This window comes from Streptomyces sp. NBC_00876 (assembly GCF_045207435.1).
In the GTDB taxonomy this organism is placed as follows: Bacteria; Actinomycetota; Actinomycetes; order Streptomycetales; family Streptomycetaceae; genus Streptomyces.
This window is the reverse complement of sequence record NZ_CP108800.1, coordinates 2,445,854-2,468,781: the sequence shown is the minus strand read 5'-3', so window position 1 is coordinate 2,468,781 and position 22,928 is coordinate 2,445,854. Positions and strand designations below refer to the sequence as shown.

Genomic DNA, 22,928 nt, shown 5'->3' with positions numbered 1-22,928 from the left:
CGGCCGAGGAGTACTCATGGCACAGACCGCGCCCACGCCGGGCAGCTCAACCACACCTTCGTCCCAGTCCGGGGACATCAACCCCTGGGCGGCCGGCGGGCTCATGTTCGCCGGTGTCCTGCTGATGGTCGACGGGGTGCTGGGGGCGATCAAGGGCATCGCCGGGATCGCGTCCGACGACGTATATGCACGGATCAACAACTACGTCTTCGAGTTCAACGTGACGACCTGGGGATGGATCCATCTCATCCTCGGCATCATCATCGCCGTCGTCGGCTGGGGCATCCTCAAGGGCTCCGTCTGGGCGCGCGGCGCCGGTGTGGGGCTGGCGGCGCTCAATATGATCGCCAACTTCATGTGGCTGCCCTACCAGCCGATCTGGGCCGTCGTCTCCCTCGCCATCGACACCTTCGTGATCTGGGCCCTGTGCACCGACCGCTCGAAGGCGGTCATCTGATGAATGCCGGTAACGGCGCCGGCCCGGCGGTGGCTCCCACCGCCGGGCCGGCGCGTTCGACGGCGGCCGAGGCCTGGATCTGGGGCTATCCGCTGCTGCAGAACTACCGCACGATGTACCCGCAGGCCATCGACCCGGACGACCCCCGCTCGGTCGGCGGCTTCGGGCGGTTCCGGCACTACGCCCAGCCGTTCACCCCGGCCAACACGGATGTGGTGACGCCCAACAACGACACCCCGTACTCCTGGGCGTGGCTCGATCTGCGCGACGAGCCGTGGGTGGTCTCCGTGCCGGCGGCCGACCGGTACTACGTCCTGCCGTTCCACGACCTCGACACCTCGTACGTGGGATACGTCGGAAGCCGTACGACCGGTGCGGGCGCCGGGGACTACCTGGTGGCGGGACCCGGGTGGCGGGGCCAGGTGCCCGACGGGATCAGCGGCGTCCTGCGCGCGGACACCTTCCTCGTCGGCATCGTCGGACGTACGTATCTGGCGGGCCCCGACGACGTACCGGCGCTGCGGGCGGTCCAGGAGCAGTACCGGCTGCGCCCGCTGTCGGAGTTCCTGGACACGGCCGCCCCGCACCCGGTCGGCGAACCCGTCTGGCCGGTGTGGCGCGAGGAGGACCTGGACAGCGTGGAGTTCTTCACGCTGCTCGACTTCCTGCTCCGGTTCTTCCCCGTACTGGACAGTGAACGGGAGCTGCGTGAGCGGCTCGCCGCGCTCGGTGTCGACGGCAGCGGCGAGTTCGAACCCGCCGCGCTGAAGCCGGAGATCCGGGAGGCGCTCCGGCTGGGGATCGCCGACGCGCGGGAGCGGCTGGAGCAGGCCAAGAGCGGGGCCAGGGACTCCACCGGCTGGTTCGGCACGCGGGCCGAGCACGGCGACGACTACCTGACCCGCGCGGTCGGCGTCGACAAGGGGCTCTACGGACTGCCCGCCGCCGAGGCCTGGTACGCCGGATGGCTGGAGGACGACCGGGGCAACCGGCCGCCGGACGCCTCCGTCCACGACTACACAGTGCACTTCCCCGCAGGACAGCTGCCGCCCGCCCGGTTCTTCTGGTCCACCACCATGTACCGGCTGCCCGAGCGGCTGCTCGTGGCCAATCCGGCCGGCCGCTACTCGATCGGGGACCGCACCCCGGGCCTGCTGTACGACGAGGACGGCGGACTGACCCTCTACGTACGGAAGGACCGGCCCCAGGACCCGAAGCAGGCCGCCAACTGGCTGCCCGCACCCGACGGTCCGTTCACCGTCGCCGTCCGCGTGTACGGGCCCGGAACGCCCGTCCTGGACGGCAGCTGGTCCATGCCGGCGCTCGCCGTGCACGACCACTGAACCCGCCCTTGCACGACCACTGAAGGGGAGGCTCTCCATGCCGGAGAAGCCCACGCACGATCTCGTCGAGCTGGCCGCCGAGGCGTACGTCTACGGCTATCCGCTCGTCTTCGACCTGTCGATGGTCGAGGCGTGTCTGCACAAGGGGTTCGGCGCACTGGCCGCCGCTCCCTTCAACGCGTTCGCGCACTCCGAGTCGCTCGCCGACGCCGAAGCGCACTTCGTGTCCGTCAACAACGACACCCTCTACTCGATCGCCCAGCTCGACCTCTCCGGCGGACCGGTCCGGCTGCACGTCCCCGACACCGACGGGGCGTACTACGTCCTGCAGTTCGTCGACACCTGGACCAACAACTTCGCGTACGTCGGCCGCCGGGCCACCGGTACCCGGGCGGCCGACTGGCTCGTCGTGCCGCCCGGGTGGGCGGGCGCCGTGCCCGACGGAGTACGCGGGGTCATCGACGCGCCCACGAGCGTCGTCACCGTCGTCGGCCGCAACGCCTGCGACGGCCCGGACGACGTGGCGCGGGTCCGCGCGCTCCAGAAGCAGCTCACCCTCACCCACCTCGAACGCGGCGAGCACCACACCGGTCTGCCCGCCCCCGACGCCGGTGTGCCCGCGGAGCTCCGCTTCTTCGAGCAGCTCAGGGTGTGGATGGCCGACTTCCCGCCGTCCGCCGCCGACCAGGCCTACCAGGACCGGTTCCAGCCGCTGGGACTCCTGGAGGAGGGGCCTTCGCCCTACGTTCCGGCCGGGGCCGCCCTGGTGCGCGCGCTGACCGAGGGGCTGGCGCTGGGCAAGGAGCGGGTGGAGGCGGCGAGCCGGGCCGAGGCGGGGGGCGGCGCGGACAGCGGATGGTCGGCGAATCCCCATCTCTTCGACTACAACCTCGACCACTTCGGGGTGGGGACCATCGACTCGCCGGAGTGGAAGATCGCCGACCGGCAGGCCTCCTACCTGGCCAGGGCCGTCGCGGCCCGCACCGGACTGTGGGGCAACCACGGCTACGAGGCGGTGTACGCGCAGACCTTCCACGACGCCGACGGCGCACAGCTCAGCGGCGCGCACCGCTACGAACTCCGCTTCGAGGAGCCGCCGCCGGTCGACGCGTTCTGGTCCGTGACCATGTACGAGACCCCGGACTACTACCTGGTCGCCAACCCGGCCGGCCGCTTCTCGGTCGGGGACCGTACGCCCGGGATCGTGTACGCAGGCGACGGGTCGCTGACCCTCCACATCAGCAGGGAGCGGCCCGCCGACCCGGTCGCCGCGGCGAACTGGCTGCCGGCGCCGGAGGGGGACTTCCGGCCCATGTGCAGGCTGTACATGCCGCAGCGGGCGGTACTCGACGGGAAGTACGAGATCCCCGTCATCCGGCGGATCGGGGAGGCCGGCCGTGGGTGAGGCGATCGGGCAGATGCTGGCGTCCGCCGTCGGCATCGCGATCAGCCCGCTGCCGTTGATCGCCGTCATTCTCATGCTCGCCACCCCGCGCGGCCGGTCCAACGGCATCGCGTTCGCCCTCGGCTGGACGGTGTCGCTCGCCGTCCTGGTCACGGTGGTCGTGCTCGCGGGATCGGGGGCCGACGCCTCCGCCGGGGACGAGGGCCCGGCCACCTGGACGCTGTGGCTGAAGCTGGCGTTCGGCGCGCTGTTCGTCCTCATGGCGGCCAAGCAGTGGAAGGGGCGGCCGCGAGAGGGGCAGGACGCCGAGCAGCCCAAGTGGATGCGGGCGATCGACGGGTTCACCCCCGGAAAATCGGCGGGGCTGGCGGCCGTGCTGGCCGTCGCCAACCCGAAGAACCTGGTGCTGGCGGTCGGTGGCGCCGTGTCCATCGCCTCCAGTACGGCGAGCGGGGGCGGAAAGGCCGTCGCCGGGGTCCTGATGGTGGTCATCGCGTCGCTGTGCACCGCGCTGCCGCTGGGGGTGTTCCTCTTCGGCGGCGACCGGTCCTCGAAGGTGCTCGGGGACTGGAAGGCGTGGATGGGGCGCCACAACGCCGCCATCATGACCACGGTCCTGGTCGTCCTCGGGGCCAAGTACATCGGGGACGCCATCAGCGGACTGGCCGGCTGAGGAGTGTGCCCCTCCCCGGTACCGGGGAGGGGCACACCGCTGACCAGGGGTGTTGTCCGGCGGCCGGGTCGTTGTCAGTGGCGCGGTCCACACTGGAGGCATGTGCCGCAGTATCAAGACCCTCCGTCCGCCCGCCCTCCCCGAGGAAGCCACCGAGGAGGACGTCCGCGCCGCCGCCCTGCAGTTCGTCCGCAAGGTGTCCGGCTTCCGCGCCCCGGCCGCGCACAACAGGGAAGTCTTCGACCGGGCCGTCGACGAGATCGCCGAGGCGACCGCCAGGCTGCTGGACGGCCTGGAAGTGCGGGGTGGTGTCAGGACGCCGTAGGAGCCGCGACCGGAGCCGAGGCGGCGGCCGCAGCCGCCGCGGGGCGCCGCATCAGGAGTGCGGCGAACGCGCCGGCGACGAACAGGGCGAGGACCGAGACGGCCGTGCCCAGCCAGCTCGCGCCGAGCCAGTGTGCGCCGAAGTAGCCGAGTCCCACGCTGTAGCCGGCCCAGGCCACGCCCGCGACGGCGGACCACGGCAGGAATTCCTTCACGTCACGGTGCGAGGCGCCCGCGCCCAGGGAGACGACCGAGCGGCCGGCCGGGGCGAAGCGGGCGATGACGACGAGGACGCCGCCGCCGCGGCTCAGGGCGGCGCCGAGACGTTCCTGCGCGGACGTGAGGCGGCGGGAGCGGGCAATGGCACGGTCCAGCCGTTCGCCGCCGCGCCAGGCGAGCCGGTAGGCGACGAGGTCGCCCAGCACCGAGGCGCTCGCGGCGCAGAGGATCAGGGCCAGGAGCGAGGGGACCTCGGTCACCTGACGGGCCGCGCCCGCCGCCGCGTCGGCGGCCACGCTCGTGGTGCCCGCGGCAGCGGCCGTGGCGGCCGTGATCACGAGGACTCCGCTGGGCAGTACGGGAAGGAAGACGTCCAGCAGGACGGAGAGGCCGACCACGGCGTAGATCCATGGGCTGCCGGTCAGCGCACCCACACTCTCGAGCACCTTCTACTCCCCGATTTCGTGTCAACGCCGCGACGTCGCAGGGGAGCGGCAGGAGCGGCAGGGCCAGCTGTACAGCGTACGCCTGCCGTTCAGCTGGAGATCCATATATATGCGTGATGTTGGGCACCCCGCTCGAGCCGCACTGGAGCGCGCACCGCCGGGGAGCGGGAGTCCCGGCGGTGCGCGAGGTGGTGCGGCGGTGCGTGAGGGGGGTGCGGCGGTACGTGAGGCGGTGCTGCGGGTCCGGTCGGCGGCGGGCCCGTGAGGGGGTGCGGATCAGACGGCGACCGGGGAGCTCGGCTCCGGCGCATCGGCCAGGTCGCGCCGGCCGGTGGCGCGGGACGCGAACAGCCGGTCCAGGGCGAGGGCGCCGGGGCCGGTGAAGACGAGCAGCAGGAACACCCAGCTGTAGATGGCCGAGGGCTCCCCGCCGTTCTGCAGCGGGAAGAGCGCGCCGGGCTGGTGGACCTTGAAGTACGCGTACGCCATGGAGCCGGACGAGACCAGGGCGGCGATGCGCGTGCCCAGGCCCAGCACCACGAGGCTGCCGCCGACGAGCTGGATGACCGCCGCGTACCAGCCGGGCCAGGTTCCGGCGGGTATGGTCCCGCCGCCCATGGCGCCGCCGAGGACGCCGAAGAGCGAGGCGGCGCCGTGGCAGGCGAAGAGCAGGCCTACGACGATGCGGAAGAACGCCAGGGCATAGGGCTGTGCCTGGTTGAGACGTGTGTACATGGGGGGGAGGCTCCTTCGGTCTGGTGGGGACGTGAACCGACTGAGCGCTACAGATTAGGTAGACCTCACCAATACTTGCAAGTTCAACGTTCTGTCGACTGGCTGAAAACAGATGGACCGTCATCGGTCAGTGGATGCTCGAAGACCGTCTCCAACTGGGCACCTGTCTTCCTTGACTTGGCCTGAACCAATGACAGCGCAGCTTTCCGGCCATGGAGCGTGAGTGTCATCAACTGATCGCCGAACCATGGGCCGTCCGTCTTGGACCACTGGACCGGTGGCGTACCGGTCCGCCCGTGCCGTGCCGGCAGCCGCCCGAGCAGCCGTCCCGGCCGGCTCCGGCCGAACCGGAAGCCGGGCCCTGAGCGCCGCGGGAATGGAGTTGTGCGCGGGAGAGCAGGTCAGCTGTAGTACGCGGGGCCCCGGCGGGTCATCGGAGGCCCCGGCGGGCCGGGTGGGCTCGGCGATGTACGCATGGTGCACATCGCCCGGGAGCGCGCATACCGTCGCCGGCGCGTCCGGGCCGTCGGCCACCTCACGGATCGGCTCCGTCAGCCGCCCGAACGACTCCGGGAAGGCCGCCCAACGCTCCAGGTCGGAGCGCTGCCGCAGGAATTCGCCGACGCGTGCCCAGCGGCCGTCCGGGCCGCCCCGCTCGCCGCGGCGGAGCGCGGCGCCCCACTGTTCAGCGGCATGGACCAATGGCGGCAGCAGCCACGGCAGCGAGGCGCCGATCGGCAGATGGTCGAAGGATCCGGGGCCGGTCAGCGCCGCGTCGCGCAGTCACTTCGCCCCGCGCGGGGGGAGCATCGCCCGCTGCCGCTCGTCGGGCACCCGGGCCGCGCGGCTGTCCGCCATGAGCAGCCGTACTCGGCCGAAAACGCGTCGGTGGCTCCGGCGGGTCGGGGTGGGGCCGGCGTCGGTCCGGGAGCCGGGTGTCAGACCGCCCACGACCACCGGGGCGTCCCGGCGGCCGGCGACGGCGAAGGTGCGGGACGAGCCCGATGCCCCGTCCGCGCACCGGACCTCGGCCGTGCACGGGCGGTCCGCCTCGACCCGGACGGTCGCGGTGGTGGCCGTCTCCCGGCCGACGTACGCAGCGTGGCCCCGGGCGCAGCCGGGCCATGTGGGTGCTCCTCGCGTCGTTCCGTACGGACGGTTCCGCGCGGCGGACGGGTACGGCGGCTTCGTACCGTACGGAACGACGGGGGAGTGCGGGGCGGTTCCGGGAGCGGGCGGTCAGCAGCCGTTGAGCACGGACTGCAGGGCGCTCTTCTCCGCGGAGTCGACCGTCAGGTTGTAGTAGTGCTTCACGTGCACCCAGGCGCGGACGTACGTGCACTTGTACGCGGCACGCGAGGGGAGCCAGGTCGCCGGGTCCTGGTCGCCCTTGGACTGGTTGACGTTGTCGGTGACCGCGATGAGCTGGGGACGCGTCAGGTCGTTGGCGTACGCCTGTCGTTGGGCGGTGGTCCAGCCGGAGGCGCCGGACCGCCAGGCCTCGGCCAGCGGCACCATGTGGTCGATGTCCAGATCGGATGCGGCGGTCCAGGTGGCCCCGTCGTACTCCGAGTACCAACTGCCGCTGACGGCGGCGCAGCTGGAGTCCTGCGAGACGTTCGTACCGTCGCGCTTGAGTACGACCTCGCGGGTGTTGCAGGCACCCGACTGGGTGATCCAGTGCGGGAACTTGTCCCGGCTGTATCCGGTGGACGAGCCCTCCGCCTGCACGGTCAGTTCGCTCAGGTAGGTGCGGGCCGTGGATGCGGAGACCGGGGTGGGCATGGCCGCCTGGGCACTGGGGGCGGTGAGCAGGCCGGTGGTTGCGGCGAGGGCGGCGGATGCGGCGAGGACGGCTATGCGACGCGCGTAGACACCTGACATGCGAACTCCCTTGATGTGGGGGGACCTTGGGCGGGCTTCCCGTGACAGCCCGGCCATCGTGGCGGCGCCAGGTTTCCTTGGGGTGGGCGCCAGGTAACAGAGTGGCGACATGGGCACGTCACTTCAAGGGGTCTGACGAAGAGGCTCGGGGTGCGGGGGCGTGCGGGAGTGAGTGCGCGGGCGTACGGAACCGAGGGGGCGACAGTTCCGCGGTGTGCGGCGGGGGTTGCGGTGGTCCCGGAACGGGGCCGGGCGTCGTGGTGTGCGGCGGGGCCGACGGGTGGGGGCGTCCTATGGTGGCCGCGTGCTGCTTCCGGTCAACATCACACTCGGCGTCGTCCTCGCCCTGCTGCTCGCGGCGGCGGCCGGCGTCGCCCGGCTCGCCTCGCTCGGCCGGTCCCGCGAGATCGTCGTGGCCGGGCTGCGGGCCGCGGTGCAGCTCGCCGTGGTCTCCTCGCTCATCGGCTGGGTGCTCCACGCCCTCGCGCCGATGTTCGCCTTCATCGCCCTGATGTTCGGCGTCGCGGTGTGGACCGCGGGGCGCCGGGTGACCGGAAACCGCACCTGGTGGTGGGCGGCGGTGCCGATCGGGGCGGGGGTCGTGCCGGTGGTCGCCGCGCTCCTGCTCACCGGACTGGTGCCGGTCCGGGGCATCGCGCTGATTCCGGTGACCGGGATCCTCATCGGGGGAGCGCTGACCGCGACCGTGCTCGGCGGGCGCCGGGCTCTCGACGAGCTGACGACCCGGCGCGGAGAGGTGGAGGCGGCGATGGCGCTCGGGTTCCTGGACCGCGACGCGCGGCTGGAGATCGCCAGGCCCGCGGCGGCGGACGCTCTGCTGCCCGGGCTCGATCAGACACGGACGGTCGGGCTCGTCACGCTGCCCGGGGCCTTCGTGGGCATGCTGCTGGGCGGCGCCTCACCGGTACAGGCGGGCGCCGTACAGCTGTTCGTGCTGGTGGCGCTGATGGCCGTGCAGGCGGCGGCCGTCGCGAGCGTGCTGGAGCTGGTGGCGCGGGGGCGGCTGAACCGCACCCCGGGGGGAGCGCCGGCTACCGGGCGCTGAGGTGCTGGGGCGCGGGGGTGCGGGGTGCCCGGGGTGGCCCCGGTCGTGAGGCGCGCCCCGGGGCGGCCCTCAGCGGGTGCTGATGTGTGGCCCTCAGTGCGTGCTGATGTGCAGCAGGGCCGAGCCGTCGGCGGCCGCTTCCACCCGGATCTGCGTCAGGTCCTCGACATGCGCGTCGGGGGAGAGGTCCGCCGCGCGCGGGCCGACGCCGACGACGCGCATGCCCGCCGCCCGGCCCGCGGCGATACCCGCCTCGGAGTCCTCGAAGACGATGCAGTCCGCCGGGCCGAAGCCCAGTCCTGCCGCGCCCTTGAGGAAGCCCTCCGGGTCCGGCTTGCTGGCGCCGACGCTCTCGGCGGTGACGCGGAACTCCGGCATGCGCAGCCCCGCCGCGGTCATCCGGGCCTCCGAGAGCGCCCGGTCGGCCGAGGTGACCAGGGCGTGCGGGAGTGCGGCGATGGCGTCCATGAAGGCGGGGGCGCCGCCGATCGGGACGACGCCGTCGGTGTCGGCGGTCTCCTCGGCGAGCATCACCCGGTTGTCCGCGTGGTTCTGCTCCATCGGGCGGTCCGGGAGGAGCACCGCCATCGTGGCGTACCCCTGCCGGCCGTGGACCACCTTGAGCACGGCCTCCGGGTCCAGCCCCTGGCGCAGCGCCCACCGCTGCCAGCAGCGCTCCACGACGGCGTCGGAGTCCACGAGGGTGCCGTCCATGTCGAGGAGCAGCGCGCTGGCGGTGAGGGTGGTGGCCGGCATGGGCGGGCTCCAGGGCGGGGGAGGGGGCCGCGGAAGGCAGGGCGGCGCGGGAAAGAGAACAAGCGGCCCCCGCCCGCCGGTCAGGGTGTGCGTGCGGAGGCCACTTTGTTCCCCTACGGTACAAAAACCGGCCCGAGAAAGCCAATTCCCTCCCGCGCTCAAAGTCGATTCCTTCCCGGAAACGGACCTCCGGTGCAGGTCAGCGGCGCCCCTGCCCGGTCGTGACCGCCTCCAGCAGACGTCGCGTGTTCGGCCCGTAGACCCCGTCCGGGTCGCCCTGGATGTACATCGACGACTGGAAGTCGTGAACGGCCTTCTCGACCCGGTCCGTGTAGTCCGCGTCATCGGGCCCGTGGAACAGCCACACCTCCTGGAGCCTGCGCTGCAGTTCGGCCACCTCCGGGCCGTGGTCGCCGAGCCGCAGTGTCGGGCCGTCCGCCGACGGGCCGGGCGGGGCCACGTCCGCGGGCTTGCTGCTGCCCGCCGTGGCCGCCGGGGAGGAAGGGGCGGCCGGCCCCGGCCCCGAGCCCGCTCCCGGCGCGGAGGCCGAGGCGGAGGAGGACGCCGAGGCGGTCGCCGGCCCTGAAGGGGAGGCGGTGGCCGAAGCCGGTGCGGAGGCCGGCCGTGAGGGCGACGCGGAGGCGGACGCCTTCTCGGACGTCGACGGCTCGGCGCTCTCCTCGGGCAGGCTGGTCACCGTGGAGGGCAGGGCCTGGTCCAGATCGGCCTCCCCGCTGCCGTCCCTGTTGAACAGGCCGCCGACGAACGCCGCCGCGCCCACCACCGTGACGACGGCCGCCCCCGCGACCAGCGCCGCGAACGGCTTGCGCCGACGCGGCTGTACGGGATCCGGGCCGGTCGTGAGAAGCGCGGTGTCCGCCGCGTCGGCGGGCCGGACCGGGTCCACCTCGTCCGGCATCGGCCCCGCCGGGTCCAGGAACAGCGGCATCGTCGAGGCGGCGTCCCCCGGCTGCCCGCCCGGTGCGTACCCCTGCGGGTGACCGGCGTCGTCCGCCGCCGTCTCCTCGCCGCCCAGCGTCACGTACGGCCGGATGCGCAGCGGGTCGAAGTCCTCCGCCGCGGCCATCTGGGCCGACCGCTCGGCGTGGTGCTGCTCGGTGATGCGCTGCTGTTCGGCGGCCCGCTCCTGATCGGTCACGGGCCCCTCTGCCGTGACGTGGTGCTCCGCGCCGCTCCGCGGCGGTCCGGCGCCGCCGTGCGCCGCGCGGTTCGCGCAGGCGCAGCCCGGGCCGGTGCCGGGTCTGTTGTCCGTACCGCACTCCGGGCATATATGTCCGGTCATTGTGGGTCCCCTCCCCTTGAACTGCCTGCGATTATGCAGCCCGCCGCCGGTATGCCCAATCACCCCGCCCCTCGGCAGGCCATAACGGGGCAGAGCAGACAGGATGGGGGTGTAGCGGATCCGAGGAGATGTTTCATGGCCCAGCAGCTGAGCCCCCCGGCCCCGGCCCCCGGCGCAGACCGCTCCCAGCGGTCGGTCCTGGTGGCGATCGGCGCACTGCTTCTCGGCATGCTCCTGGCCGCACTCGACCAGACCATCGTCTCCACCGCGCTGCCGACCATCGTCAGCGACCTCGGCGGACTGGAACATCTGTCATGGGTGGTCACGGCCTATCTGCTGGCGTCGACGGCGGCGACCCCGCTCTGGGGCAAGCTCGGTGACCAGTTCGGGCGCAAGAGGCTCTTCCAGATCGCCATCGTCATCTTCCTGATCGGCTCCGCCCTCTGCGGCATCGCCCAGAACATGCCGCAGCTGATCGGATTCCGGGCCCTCCAGGGGCTCGGCGGCGGTGGTCTGATGGTGCTGTCGATGGCGATCGTCGGCGACATCGTCGCCCCGCGCGAGCGCGGCAAGTACCAGGGGCTGTTCGGAGCGGTGTTCGGCGCGACGAGTGTCCTCGGGCCGCTCCTCGGCGGCTTCTTCACCCAGCACCTCAGCTGGCGCTGGGTCTTCTACATCAACCTCCCCATCGGCGTCGTCGCCCTCGTCGTGATCGCCGCCGTGCTGCACATCCCGGTCCGCAGGACGAAGCACACCATCGACTACCTCGGCACCTTCCTCATCGCCTCGGTCGCCACCTGCCTGGTCCTCGTGGCCTCGCTCGGCGGCACCACCTGGGCCTGGGGATCGGCGCAGATCATCGGCCTGGCCGCGCTCAGCGTGGTGCTGCTGATCGCCTTCGTGTACGTGGAGCGCCGCGCCGCCGAACCCGTCCTGCCGCTGAAGCTGTTCCGGATCAGGACCTTCAGCCTCGTCGCGGTGATCAGCTTCGTCGTCGGCTTCGCGATGTTCGGAGCGATGACCTATCTGCCGACCTTCCTCCAGGTGGTGCACGGCATCACGCCGACGATGTCCGGCGTCCACATGCTCCCGATGGTGTTCGGGCTGCTCATCACCTCCACCGTGTCCGGCCAGATCGTCAGCCGTACGGGCCGCTGGAAGGTCTTCCCGGTCGTCGGCACGGGCCTCACCGCGATCGGCCTGCTGCTCCTGCACCGGCTCACGGAGACGAGCCCCACCTGGGAGATGAGCATCTACTTCTTCGTCTTCGGTGCGGGACTCGGCCTGGTGATGCAGGTCCTGGTCCTGGTCGTGCAGAACGCCGTGACGTACCAGGACCTCGGCGTCGCCACCTCGGGGGCGACCTTCTTCCGGTCCATCGGCGCCTCGTTCGGCGTCGCCATCTTCGGCACCGTCTTCACCAGCCGGCTCACCGACAAACTCGGCTCCGCGCTCGCCGGCCAGCCACTGCCGCCCGGCGTCTCGGCGAAGGGTCTGGCCGCCGACCCGCGCGCGATCGGCCAGTTGCCGCCGTCGCTCCAGCAGCCCGTGCTCCACGCGTACTCGACATCGATCACCGACGTGTTCCTGTACGCGGCCCCGGTCGTCCTGGTCGCCTTCGTCTTCGCCTGGCTGCTCAAGGAGGACAGGCTGCGCGGTTCGGTGACCGCCCCCGAAGTCACCGAGACCCTGGCGTCGAACCCGGTCGAGCGGTCCTCGTACGACGAATGCGCCCGGGCCCTGTCGGTACTCGCCACCCGTGAGGGGCGCCGCGAGGTCTACATCAAGATCACCGAACGCGCGGGCTTCGACCTGCTGCCGGCCGCCAGCTGGATGCTGCTGCGCATCAAACGGCACGGGACCGTGGAACCCGCCCGGCTCGCCGAAGTCGCTCCCGTACCGCTGCGGGTGGTCAGCGAGGCGGCCCGGCAGCTGGAGGAGCGCGGGCTGGCCCGGCGGGTGGGCGTGCAGCTGGTGCTCACCGAACCCGGCGCCGAGGCCGTGGTGAAGCTCTCCCAGGCCCGCGAGGACTCGCTGGCCGAGCTGCTGGGCGACTGGTGGGGTCCGGACCGGCCGACCGACCTGGTCGCCCTGGTGTCCGAACTGACGGCGGAGACGACCGGCTCGAGCAAGGAGCGCCCGCACAGCCCGGAGCCGAGGCGCGACCACGCGGCGGGCCACCCGCCCCGTCCGGACTGATCCGGACGGAAGACCCGGACTGATCCGGACGGAAGACCCGGACGGCCCTCAGACGGTCAGGAGCTCCTTGGCGAACCAGTGCTCCGCGTACTGGCGGTGGTGGAAGGCCGGGACCTCCCGGTAGCCGTGCTTCGCGTACAGCCCGCGTGCCTCGACGAGGTCGTTACGGGTGTCGAGCCGGATCCGCCGGATGCCGAGCGCCCGTGCCCGGCTCTCGACCGCCGCGAGCAGCAGCCCGCCGCCGCCCGTGCCGCGCGCCTCGGGGCGAACGAACACCCGGGTCAGCTCCGCGACATCCGCGTCCACCACGATCAGCCCCGCGCACGCCGCCGCCCTGCCGTCGAAGCGGCCGACGACGAACTCGCCGGTCGGTACCGCGAGCAGCTCGGCGCCGTCGTCGGTGAGCCCCTCGGCGATCTCCTCGACGGTCGCGGGGCGCCCCCAGTAACGGCTGGCGACCTCGTCGTAGTAGTCCCGGCGCAGCAGGGCGGCGTCGGGGGAGTCGAAGCGTTCGGGCGTCACGGTCCACGTCATGGGGCCATTCTTTCCCGCACATGACTGTATGGGGAAACGATTTGGGCGCAGGGGGACCGGCGGCGCAGCGGCCGTGCTGCCCGCGGCCTCCACCCCGCTCGAGGCGGACGCCGTGAGTACCGCCGTCCCGCGCTTCAGCCTTCGCGCGAATGTTCCGGTCGCCGGCCGCTTGCCGGCGCCCCGGCCGCGCGCTCAGTTCAGCGGCGGCGGCACGGTGACCGGCGGCGGCGGCAGCACGGGCCGCCGGTGCCGGGCCCGCAGCGTCCACAGCACGGCCGCGGCCACCACCGCCGCGCCGCCGAGCAGCGACAGCACCCAGGCGGGGGCACCGCCCACGGTCAGCAGTTCGTCCTCGTAGTACGTGGTCCGGTACGGGGTGTCCGCGGCGGTCGCCCGCAGTTCGTGGTCGCCGCTGATCAGCTTCGGCTGCGGGAAGGACTGGTCGATCGCCGTGACGAACACCGGCTTGCCGCCCGTCAGCGCCTCCAGTGCCCGGTACGGCTCCGCCTCGCGCCGGGGGTCGACCCGGCCCGCGTACATCACCTCGGGCCGCTGCCCGCCGATCGCGGTGCGCGGTTCCATGCGGTGGGCCGCCAGCACGTACAGGCTCAGCGACTGGGGCGTCGCGGCCAGTCGGGACAGGCGCATCGGGTAGACGAGCCGGTCGCTGGCGAAGCGCAGCCGCAGCGGGTCGAGCGTGCCGGACAGCCGGCCGGTGCCCTTCTCGCGGGGAGCCAGGCGCACCGCCACGTACTCCCACTTCTGCTCGACGTAGGGGCGCAGTGCCGTGGACAGCCGGTCCGGCAGTTCGAAGCCGTTCTCCCCCAGCCAGTCCTCCAGCGCCGCCGGGTCGGTCGCCGCCAGCCGGGCCACGTCGAACGGCCCCAGCCGCTCCCGGCCGACGACCTCGACGGGTGCGGCCGCCGAAGGTGCGGCCGCACCGTCCCCGACCGTGTTCCCCGACCCGCCGAACGGCCAGTCGTCGGCGCGCGGCCAGAAGTAGTGCCGGGTCTCGTACACCGGGGCGGTGAGGGTCTCCAGGTCGGAGAAGAGCGAGGCGTCACCGAGCTCGACGGTGGCGCGGTGCGGCACGGGCATGATCCACGCCGCCTCCGGCGCGTTCCCGCGGACGGTCAGCTGCATCACGATCTGCTCGGTGCTGCCGTTCCAGCTCACCGCCGAGGTCTCGTGCTCGACCCTGACCTGGCTGTTCCGGTTCACGACCATCGCCCCGCAGCCACAGGCGTACGCCGGTGCGATCAGCGAGCCCAGCTGAAGCGACACCAGCATCAGGACGAGCGAGAGCGCGCGGACCGCCCACCCTCGCGACCCGGCCCGCATGTTCTGCGTTCTCCCCGCGCACCGCATGTGCCGTGTTCCTCCCCCGTCGTCACCGATCACGGGCTCAGACGTGAGGGCGGCCCCGCCGGTTCCGGTTGCGCCGGCCCGTTCCGCTCACCCCGGTCGAACGCCTTTCCGGATATGGGCGGGATGGCGGTCAAATGAGGAAGAGGCCGATTGTGTCTAGCTCATGACGCAATGGGATGGTTTCACAGCGTGCCCGGACCGAGGGCGGGCAACGAGACGGCGGGAGGGTCGGCGCAGCGTGGCGAACGCGGAGCACAGTGTGCGCGGAAGTGCGACGACGGCAGTGAGGACCGGGGCGGCGCGGACCGTCCTGTGGCTGGTGGTGGCCGCACTGGCCCTGCGGCAGATGGCGGTGGTGCTGCGGCAGCCGCCGGGCGAGGGGCTCACCGATCTGGAGACGTGGACCGGTGAGAACGGTGTGCTCCATGTGGCGGGGTCGCTGTACGACACCGACCGGTTCACCGGCACCCCGTTCGCCGGCCTGGTGCTGAAGCCGCTGACCCGCTCGGCCGAACAGAGCCTCGGCGTCGCCTGGACCTTCGGCTCGCTGCTGCTCGTCGCCGCGCTCGGCGTCATCGCGGCGCGCGCCCTGCCCGCCCCCGTCACCCGCCGCACGGCGCTGCTCGCCGCGCCCGTCGCGATCAGCCTGCTGATGCTCTCCCTGCCGGTGCGCAACGCCCTGCACCTGGGCCAGGTCAGCATCCTGCCGGTCCTCCTGGTCCTCATCGGCTGCTTCGCGGTCCGCGGCGAACGCGCCTCGGGCGTACTCATCGGGGTCGCCGCCGCACTCCAGCCGACCGTGCTGCTCTTCGCCGCACTGCTGTGGCTGACCGGGAGACGCCGGGCTGCGCTCACCGGCGGCGCCGCGTTCGCCGCCTGCACGGCACTGGCCTGGGCCGCGATGCCGCACGACTCATGGACGTACTGGGTGCACCATGTCGCCGGGGCCGGCCTCGGCGACCAGGCGGACAGCCTCGCCAACCAGTCCCTGCACGGTGCGCTGCTCCGCCTCGGCCTCCAGGGCCCGCTGGAGATCGCGCTCTTCCTGGTGCTGGCCGCGGCCGTCTGCTTCGTGGGCCTGCGCCGCGCCACCCGGTACGCGCGCGACGGCCAGCTCCTCCTCGCCGTGGCGGTGACCGGCTGCGTGGCCGTCGCCGTGTCACCGACCGCCTGGCAGCACCAGCTGCTGTGGGTGCTGCTGGCCGTGGTCGGCCGGGTCGGCAGGCGGGCTTCGGACCGGATGGTGTGGCCGGCCGTCGTGGTCCTCGTGATCACGCTGCCCGGCAAGATGCTGCTGCCGAACATCGGGGCGCTGCTGCCGGTACGGGACAACGTGCTGCTGCTCACCGCGCTCGGGGCCGCGTGCGCCGCCCCGTTCCTGCCGCGCACCTCGCCGTACTGGCAGCAGCCGATCCCCACGCACCACGCGGCCCCGGCGCCGGCCCGCTGGAGCCGGGTGCCGTTGCTGCCGTTCTGGCGGCGGGTGCTCAGCCGGCCCAACCTGCTGCTGGAACTCCTGCTGATCCGGGTCGTCTACTCCGTGTACGCGCACGTCAGGCTGGCCGCGACGGCCGGCCGCGCCACCGCCGAGGAGCACGGCAGGCAGATCCACTCGCTCGAACAGTGGCTGCACATCGACATCGAGCACTGGGCCAACCACGCCGTCGTCGGGATCGGCCCGCTGCGGAACTTCTTCGACTACTACTACTCGACGTTCCACTTCATCGTGCCGCTCGCGATCCTCGGTGTGCTCTACGCACGCCGTCCGGCGGACTACCGCTGGGTGCGCAGCTCCATCGGCTTCACCACGCTCCTGGCCCTGGTCGGTTTCTGGCTCTACCCGCTGGCCCCGCCGCGTCTGATGCCGGGCCTCGGCTTCATCGACACGGTGCACGGTGTCCAGGACTTCGCGAAGCCCGACTACGGCACGCTGACCTCGATGACCAACCAGTACGCGGCGATGCCCTCGCTGCACTTCGGCTGGTCCCTGTGGTGCGGCGTGGTGATCGTGATGCTCGCCCCGAAGGCCTGGATGAAGGCGCTGGGGCTGCTGCATCCGCTGGTCACGGTCTCCGCGATCATCGCGACCGGCAACCACTGGGTGCTCGACGCGGTGGGCGGGGCGGTCGTGGTCGCGCTCGGCTTCGGCCTCACCCACGCCCTGGCCGGGCCGCGCGGGCTGCGGGAGGCTGAGGTGAAGGCCGTGGATGAGGGGGAGATCCGGCGGCCCGGCGGACGGCCGGCGCCGGAGCGTGCGGTGAAGGTGGCCGGCAAGCCGTAGCCCACGGGCAGGCCGAAGGGGCGCGGGGACACACAAATGTCCCCGCGCCCCTTCGGCGTGTGGATCGTCGCGTTCCCAGCATCCGCCCGTCGGGCGGACCCCGCCACTCGAACGGGTCAGTGGCCGGGCCCCAGTGCCCAGGTCGCGAAGGACAGCGTGAGCATCGACACCAGGGTGGAGGCCACCACGGAATTGCGGGCGAGGCTCGTGTCCAGGCCGTACTGGCGGGCGTAGATGAAGGCGTTCTGCGCCGTCGGCAGTGCGGAGCAGAGCACCACGGCCAGCACTTGGTGGTCCGGCAGGTGCAGGAGCGGGCCGGCGACGGCGAAGGCGATCAGGGGCTGCACCAGGGTCTTGAGGACGACCGCGACGCCGACCTCCGCCCGTCCCGTGACCCGGCCGGTTCCGTCGGCCGGGCCACCGTGCAGGGACAGGCCCAGCGTGATCAGGGCGGTGGGCACGGCCGCGGCGCCCAGCACGTCGCAGGGGTGGGTGAGGGCGGCCGGCAGCCGTACCCCCGTCGCGGAGACGGCCACGCCGAGCAGCGAGGCCATGATGATCGGGTTGCGCACGGGCATGGTGAGCATCCGCCGCAGTCCGCCGCTGGGGCGCTCGCCCGCGGGTACGGCCGCCTGGGTGCCCGAGTCCAGCAGGGTCAGGATCACCGGCGAGACCAGCAGCACCTGGAACAGGATGACCTGTGCGACGAACGAGGCGTCGCCGAGGACCTGCACCGCCACCGGGATGCCCAGATTGGCGGAGTTGACGTATCCGGAGGCCATGCTGCTGATCGCCCCGTCGGCCCTCTTGCGGCCGAAGAACCGCCGGCCCACCGCGTACCCCAGCCCGGACACCAGCGCCGTGCCCGCCGCGAACGCCACCATCGACGGATGGGCGAAGGCATCCAGCCGGGACCCCGACACCATGGTGAACAGGGCCGCCGGCATGGCCACATGGAAGACGAACCGGCCGAGCACGGACTCCGCGTGCTCCCCGAGGAGTCCGGTGCGGCCGACCGCGTAACCGATGCCGGTCAGGATCCAGATGGGTGCGAAACCGGAGAGCATGGCGTGCATGCCCGCCATGATCCCCGGCCGGTTGTCCGCGATGCGGACCGGGGTGCGGAGGAGTCGCTTCCAGGTGTATTGGGGTCGAACTCCGGTTGTCGCACCCCGGGTTGAGTCGGCCCGAGCCGCCCGGCCCGGGGTGCGGGTGCCCCGTCCTCAGCCGGCCGGGGTGCTCACCTGGAGCTGCTTGATGCCGTTGAGCCAGGCCGACCGCAGCCGCCGCGGGTCGCCGACCAGACGCAGGTCGGGCAGCACGTCCGCGATCGCGTTGAAGATCAGGTTGATCTCCATCACGGCCAGGGACTTGCCCAGGCAGAAGTGCGGGCCGCCGCCGCCGAATCCGAGGTGCGGATTCGGGTCGCGGGAGATGTCGAACTTCTCCGGGCTCTCGAAGACCTCGGGGTCGTTGTTGGCCGAGGAGTAGAACATCCCGACCCGGTCGCCCTTCTTGATCTGCTGCCCGCCCAGTTCGAGGTCCTGGGTGGCGGTCCGCTGGAAGGAGACCACGGGCGTCGCCCAGCGGACGATCTCCTCGGCGGTCGTCTCCGGCCGCTCGCGCTTGTAGAGCTCCCACTGCTCGGGGTGGGTCAGGAAGGCGTGCATGCCGTGGCTGATGGCGTTGCGGGTGGTCTCGTTGCCGGCCACGGCGAGCAGGATCACGAAGAAGCCGAACTCGTCGGAGGAGAGGTTGCCCTCGCCCTCGGCGGCGACCAGCTGGGAGACGATGTCCTTCGCCGGGCACTCCTTGCGCGCCGCCGCGAGGTTCATCGAGTACGAGACGATCTCCATCGCCGCCTCGGCGCCGATCTCCTCGGTGATCGCGTACTCCGGATCGTCGTACGAGGCCATCTTGTTCGACCAGTCGAAGATCCGGGCCCGGTCCTCCTGCGGTACGCCGATGAGCTCGGCGATGGCCTGAAGCGGCAGTTCGACGGCGATGTTGGTGACGAAGTCGAACGAGCCGTCCGCGTCCGCCGCGGCCAGCGCCGTCTCGACGATCGAACGTGCCCTGCTGCGCAGCGCCTCTTCCAGGGACCGGACCGCGCGGGGGGTGAAGCCGCGCTGGACGATCTGGCGGACCCGGGTGTGCTCGGGCGGGTCCATGTTCAGCATGATCAGCTTCTGGACGTCGATCTGGTCGCGGCTGATCGACTCGTTGAAGCGGATGACCGCGGTGTTGGTGTTCGACGAGAAGAGCTCGGGGTGGGTCGAGACGTATTTGACGTCGGCGTGCCGGGTGACGACCCAGTAGCCCGAGTCGTCGAAGCCGGAGATGCCGGTGGGCTGGGTGCACCACCAGACCGGCGCCGTCTCCCGCATCCGGGCGAACTCCGGGTGCGGGATCCGGTCTTGGAGCAGGTCGGGATCGGTGAAGTCGAACCCTTCGGGCAGATGGGGGCAGGACATCGGCAACTCCAGGTCGGAAACTCCAGGTCGGTCCGAGAGTCGCCGCCGAGCAGTGTCTGACGACCCATCAGATGTTGCCCGAAAGGTAGTAACGAGTTCTACAACTGACAAGGGGCATGGCCGGATCTGTTGCGTGAAGCATCGGTGAACCGGTCCGTTTGCGGTGAGCGCTGACTGTGAAGCATGGCCAAGGTGCGTGCACACCCCTTGCGTACCGGGGGTAAGCCTCATAAGACTGCATGAAGAACTAGAACGCGTACTAGTTCCTTCCGCGGGCGCCGGGACGCCTCTGCGGAAGCGTGAGGAGAGGACGAGCTCATGGCCGCGGAACCCGTCATCGTCGAAGCCGTACGCACCCCGATCGGCAAGCGCGGAGGCGCGCTCGCCAATCTGCACCCCGCCTATCTGCTGGGCGAGACCTACCGTGAACTTCTCGGCCGGACCGCCATCCACGCGGACTGCGTCGAACAGATCGTCGGCGGCACCGTCACCCATGCCGGCGAGCAGTCCATGAACCCCGCCCGCAACGCCTGGCTCGCCGTGGGACTTCCGTACGAGACCGCCGCGACGACCGTGGACTGTCAGTGCGGATCCTCGCAGCAGGCCTCGCACATGGTCGCCAACATGATCTCGGCCGGGGTGATCGACGTCGGCATCAGCTGCGGGGTCGAGGCGATGTCACGCGTACCGCTGGGCAGTGGCTCCAAGCACGGCCCCGGAAAGCCGTTTCCGGACGAGTGGAACGTCGACCTGCCCAACCAGTTCGAGGCCGCCGAACGCATCGCCCGCAAGCGCGGACTCACCCGCGAGCGCGTCGACTCGTTCGGCCTCATCTCGCAGGAGCGGGCCGCCGCCGCCTGGGCCGAGGAGCGGTTCAAACGGGAGACGTACGCGGTCCAGGTGCCCACCACCGAGGCCGAACAGGCCGCCGGCCAGGGCATGTGGCGGCTCGTCGACCGCGACGAGGGGCTGCGCGACACCACGATGGAAGGGCTCGCCCGGCTCAAGCCCGTGATGCCCACCGCCATCCACACCGCGGGGAACTCCTCGCAGATATCCGACGGCGCCTGCGCGATCATGTGGGCGTCCAAGCGGATGGCGCGCGCGCTCAAGCTCAAGCCGCGGGCCCGGATCGTCGCCCAGGCGCTGGTGGGCTCCGACCCGCACTTCCACCTCGACGGCCCCGTCGACGCGACCCGTGCGGTGCTCGGCAAGGCCGGCATGTCCCTCAAGGACATCGACATCGTCGAGATCAACGAGGCCTTCGCCTCCGTGGTGCTGAGCTGGGCCCAGGTCTTCGACCAGGACCTGGAGAAGGTCAACGTCAATGGCGGAGCGATCGCCCTCGGCCACCCGGTCGGTGCCACCGGCGCCCGGCTGATCACCACGGCTCTGCACGAACTGGAGCGCAGGGACAAGGAGTTCGCCCTGATCACCATGTGCGCGGGCGGCGCCCTGGCCACCGGGACCATCATCCAGCGGCTGTAGGGATCCGGACGAGAGACCCTGGGGGCGCCTGACACCCCGGCCGATGGTGCGCTCAAGTGCACCATCGGCGGGGGTGTCACGCGGATGTCGGCGCCGGACGCGGCTGCCTAGCGTCATCACCATGGAAAACAACGGGAGCAACCCCACCCGCAAGGCCGGCGCCCAACGACTCCTGGCAGCCGCCACGGTGGTGGTCCTCACCGCACTGGCCGCGGTGCCGGCCGCGGCGGCGGGGCAGCCGGCGGCCGCCCGACGGACCGCTGTCCAGGACGCACCGGCACCCGGCGCGGCCGCGCGGCACGACGCACGGGGCGCGCTGCTCGCGCTCACCCCCCTCGACCGCACCGGCCGGGCCGCGGTCGCGGACTTCCTGGCCTCGGGCGGTATGGACACGGCCACCGTCCGGTACGGCGTGCGGGCGTACCGCCTCACCTACCGCACCATCACCCCGCAGGGTGAACCCACCACGGCCACCGGCCTGTTCGTCCTGCCCGAGGGCGGCGCCGGCCGGCTGGACCTCGTCTCCGACACCCACGGCACGATGGCCCACCGCGACTACGCGCCCTCCGTCGGCGAGGACTTCGGCCGCTACGCCCCCTACCTGCACGCCTCGGCCGGGCGGGCGGTCGCCGCCCCCGACTACCTGGGCCTGGGCAAGGGGCCGGGCCTCCACCCGTACATGGACACCGCGTCCTCCGTCACCGCGTCGCTCGACATGCTCCGGGCCTCGCGCACCGCGGCCCTGCGGCTGGGCCGCCCGCTCACCGGTGATGTCTACGCGAGCGGGTTCTCGCAGGGCGGTCAGGTCGCCATGGCGCTGGGGAGGGCGATCGAGGACGGCGCCGACCGGCACTTCACCCTCAAGGCGCTGGCGCCCGTCTCGGGTCCCTACGACATCGAGAACGCCGAGACGCCCGGCCTCTTCGACGGCAGGATCAACGACACCAGCGCCGTCTTCTACATGACGTACTTCCTCACCGCGCAGAACCGGCTCCACCCGCTCTGGAAGGACCCGTCGGAAGCGTTCCGGGAGCCGTACGCGGACATCGCCGACGGACTCTTCGACACGAACCACTTCGAGGAGGAGATCATCCCGGCCCTCCCCGCGACGCTGAAGGAACTGCTCACCGACGACTACTACCGGCAGTTCCAGCACCCGGCCGGCGCCCTGCTGGCCGCGGTCCGCGCCCAGGACGGCACCTGCGCCTGGAAGCCGGACGTGCCGGTACGGCTCTACTCCGCGTCGGGTGACACCGATGTGCCCATCGCCAACGCCCGCAGCTGCGCGGCAGACCTGGCGGAGCGGGGGACGCGAGCCCCCGTGGTCGACCAGGGTGCGGTGGACCACAACCACACGTTCCTGGCGTCGGGTCCGCAGATCGTGCGCTGGTTCGACACGCTGTCGGCGCGCCACTGACGCCGAGAAGCCCCGGCCGCTGAGCGGTCGGGGCTTTCGTTACTGCTGGACGGAGTCCTGGCGGGCTCAGTACCAGCTGTTGGCCTGCCAGAACGACCAGGCGTCGCACGGGCTGCCGTAGCGGGAGTTCATGTAGTCCATGCCCCACTTGATCTGGGTGGCGGGGTTGGTCTGCCAGTCGGAACCGGCGGAGGCCATCTTCGAAGCGGGCAGGGCCTGCACCAGGCCGTAGGCGCCGGAGGAGGCGTTGGTCGCGCTCGGGTTCCAGCCGCTCTCGTGGCTGACGATGTTGCTGAAGCACTGGAACTGCGCGTCGTCACCGATCATCGCCCTCGCCGTGTCCTGAGCACTCCCGGCGGACGCCGGAGCGGCGGACGGAGCCGCCATGGCCGGGGAGACACCCAGGCCCAGGCCGGTGGCGCCGAGCAGTACGGCTGCACCGGCCATGACGGACTTGCGACGGGCGTTGCGGGGCTTGGCGAGAAGGTTACGGGCGAACGACACAGGGATCCTTACGTCGGGTACGGGGGAGTCGCACGCTCCGGTCCGAATCCTG

The 22,928-nt window shown here is 71.8% G+C and carries 20 protein-coding genes and 1 pseudogene; 10 read left to right on the top strand and 11 right to left on the bottom strand.

The window, feature by feature from the left end; genetic code table 11:
* Positions 1-16 precede the first annotated feature (16 nt).
* The 5 genes from OG782_RS10800 to OG782_RS10780 all read left to right on the top strand — a co-directional run bounded on the left by OG782_RS10800 (position 17) and on the right by OG782_RS10780 (position 4,203).
* A complete protein-coding gene (locus tag OG782_RS10800) occupies positions 17-457 on the top strand; it encodes a hypothetical protein (RefSeq protein WP_406449712.1) in 441 nt (146 codons plus the stop codon).
* Entirely contained in the window at positions 457-1,800 is a 1,344-nt protein-coding gene (locus OG782_RS10795) for a DUF1254 domain-containing protein (RefSeq protein ID WP_406449710.1), read from the top strand. Before OG782_RS10800 ends, OG782_RS10795 begins: the two co-directional genes overlap by 1 nt.
* Before the next feature lie 37 nt (positions 1,801-1,837).
* Positions 1,838-3,205: a DUF1254 domain-containing protein gene (locus tag OG782_RS10790; protein WP_406449708.1), complete on the top strand. Its 1,368-nt coding sequence runs from the start codon at positions 1,838-1,840 to the stop codon at positions 3,203-3,205.
* Positions 3,198-3,878 carry a GAP family protein gene (locus OG782_RS10785; protein ID WP_406449706.1) on the top strand — a complete coding sequence of 227 codons (681 nt, stop codon included), beginning with the start codon at positions 3,198-3,200 and terminating at the stop codon, positions 3,876-3,878. The genes OG782_RS10790 and OG782_RS10785 overlap by 8 nt, the downstream gene beginning before the upstream one ends.
* 100 nt (positions 3,879-3,978) lie before the next feature.
* A complete protein-coding gene (locus tag OG782_RS10780) occupies positions 3,979-4,203 on the top strand; it encodes a DUF2277 domain-containing protein (RefSeq protein WP_406449704.1) in 225 nt (74 codons plus the stop codon).
* On the opposite strand, the gene OG782_RS10775 is transcribed toward OG782_RS10780, so the two are convergent.
* The 4 genes and pseudogenes from OG782_RS10775 to OG782_RS10760 all read right to left on the bottom strand — a co-directional run bounded on the left by OG782_RS10775 (position 4,190) and on the right by OG782_RS10760 (position 7,486).
* A complete protein-coding gene (locus OG782_RS10775; protein ID WP_406449702.1) occupies positions 4,190-4,867 on the bottom strand; it encodes a DedA family protein in 678 nt (225 codons plus the stop codon). The genes OG782_RS10780 and OG782_RS10775 overlap by 14 nt on opposite strands.
* A 276-nt stretch (positions 4,868-5,143) precedes the next feature.
* Positions 5,144-5,602 carry a DoxX family protein gene (locus OG782_RS10770; RefSeq protein ID WP_406449700.1) on the bottom strand — a complete coding sequence of 153 codons (459 nt, stop codon included), beginning with the start codon at positions 5,600-5,602 and terminating at the stop codon, positions 5,144-5,146.
* Between the two features lie 83 nt (positions 5,603-5,685).
* Positions 5,686-6,532, bottom strand: a pseudogene (locus OG782_RS10765) (alkaline phosphatase family protein); the annotation flags it as partial.
* A 309-nt stretch (positions 6,533-6,841) separates the two neighbouring features.
* Positions 6,842-7,486, bottom strand: a complete 645-nt coding sequence (locus tag OG782_RS10760) for an HNH endonuclease family protein (protein ID WP_406449698.1) — start codon at positions 7,484-7,486, stop codon at positions 6,842-6,844.
* Positions 7,487-7,790: 304 nt separating this feature from the next.
* On the opposite strand from OG782_RS10760, the gene OG782_RS10755 reads away from it, so the two are divergent.
* Complete coding sequence (locus OG782_RS10755; protein ID WP_406449696.1) at positions 7,791-8,552, top strand: ABC transporter permease; 762 nt, start codon at positions 7,791-7,793, stop codon at positions 8,550-8,552.
* 93 nt (positions 8,553-8,645) lie between these two features.
* Here the strand turns inward: OG782_RS10755 and OG782_RS10750 are convergent, their stop codons facing one another.
* Together OG782_RS10750 and OG782_RS10745 are read right to left on the bottom strand one after the other, a co-directional pair.
* Positions 8,646-9,308 carry an HAD-IA family hydrolase gene (locus OG782_RS10750; protein WP_406449694.1) on the bottom strand — a complete coding sequence of 221 codons (663 nt, stop codon included), beginning with the start codon at positions 9,306-9,308 and terminating at the stop codon, positions 8,646-8,648.
* A 199-nt stretch (positions 9,309-9,507) separates the two neighbouring features.
* Entirely contained in the window at positions 9,508-10,611 is a 1,104-nt protein-coding gene (locus OG782_RS10745; RefSeq protein ID WP_406449692.1) for a peptidoglycan-binding protein, read from the bottom strand.
* 135 nt (positions 10,612-10,746) lie between these two features.
* Here OG782_RS10745 and OG782_RS10740 point away from each other — a divergent pair, with 135 nt between their 5' ends.
* Positions 10,747-12,810, top strand: a complete 2,064-nt coding sequence (locus OG782_RS10740) for an MFS transporter (RefSeq protein ID WP_406449690.1) — start codon at positions 10,747-10,749, stop codon at positions 12,808-12,810.
* A 48-nt stretch (positions 12,811-12,858) separates the two neighbouring features.
* Here the strand turns inward: OG782_RS10740 and OG782_RS10735 are convergent, their stop codons facing one another.
* On the bottom strand, positions 12,859-13,344 hold the full coding sequence (locus OG782_RS10735; RefSeq protein WP_406449688.1) for a GNAT family N-acetyltransferase: 486 nt from the start codon (positions 13,342-13,344) through the stop codon (positions 12,859-12,861).
* Between the two features lie 192 nt (positions 13,345-13,536).
* A complete protein-coding gene (locus OG782_RS10730) occupies positions 13,537-14,634 on the bottom strand; it encodes a DUF2330 domain-containing protein (protein ID WP_406458984.1) in 1,098 nt (365 codons plus the stop codon).
* A 241-nt stretch (positions 14,635-14,875) separates the two neighbouring features.
* Here OG782_RS10730 and OG782_RS10725 point away from each other — a divergent pair, with 241 nt between their 5' ends.
* Positions 14,876-16,993: a bifunctional glycosyltransferase 87/phosphatase PAP2 family protein gene (locus OG782_RS10725; protein WP_406449687.1), complete on the top strand. Its 2,118-nt coding sequence runs from the start codon at positions 14,876-14,878 to the stop codon at positions 16,991-16,993.
* Between the two features lie 116 nt (positions 16,994-17,109).
* Here the strand turns inward: OG782_RS10725 and OG782_RS10720 are convergent, their stop codons facing one another.
* On the bottom strand, positions 17,110-18,069 hold the full coding sequence (locus OG782_RS10720) for an AEC family transporter (protein ID WP_406449686.1): 960 nt from the start codon (positions 18,067-18,069) through the stop codon (positions 17,110-17,112).
* A gap of 147 nt (positions 18,070-18,216) precedes the next feature.
* Positions 18,217-19,467, bottom strand: a complete 1,251-nt coding sequence (locus tag OG782_RS10715) for a cytochrome P450 (RefSeq protein WP_406449684.1) — start codon at positions 19,465-19,467, stop codon at positions 18,217-18,219.
* A gap of 318 nt (positions 19,468-19,785) precedes the next feature.
* Between OG782_RS10715 and OG782_RS10710 the strand changes: the two genes are divergently transcribed.
* Together OG782_RS10710 and OG782_RS10705 are read left to right on the top strand one after the other, a co-directional pair.
* Positions 19,786-20,955 carry a steroid 3-ketoacyl-CoA thiolase gene (locus OG782_RS10710; RefSeq protein ID WP_406449682.1) on the top strand — a complete coding sequence of 390 codons (1,170 nt, stop codon included), beginning with the start codon at positions 19,786-19,788 and terminating at the stop codon, positions 20,953-20,955.
* A 121-nt stretch (positions 20,956-21,076) separates the two neighbouring features.
* On the top strand, positions 21,077-22,372 hold the full coding sequence (locus OG782_RS10705; RefSeq protein ID WP_406449680.1) for an alpha/beta hydrolase: 1,296 nt from the start codon (positions 21,077-21,079) through the stop codon (positions 22,370-22,372).
* Between the two features lie 66 nt (positions 22,373-22,438).
* Here the strand turns inward: OG782_RS10705 and OG782_RS10700 are convergent, their stop codons facing one another.
* Positions 22,439-22,876, bottom strand: coding sequence for a transglycosylase SLT domain-containing protein (locus OG782_RS10700; protein ID WP_406449678.1), 438 nt, complete (start codon positions 22,874-22,876; stop codon positions 22,439-22,441).
* Positions 22,877-22,928 lie beyond the last annotated feature (52 nt).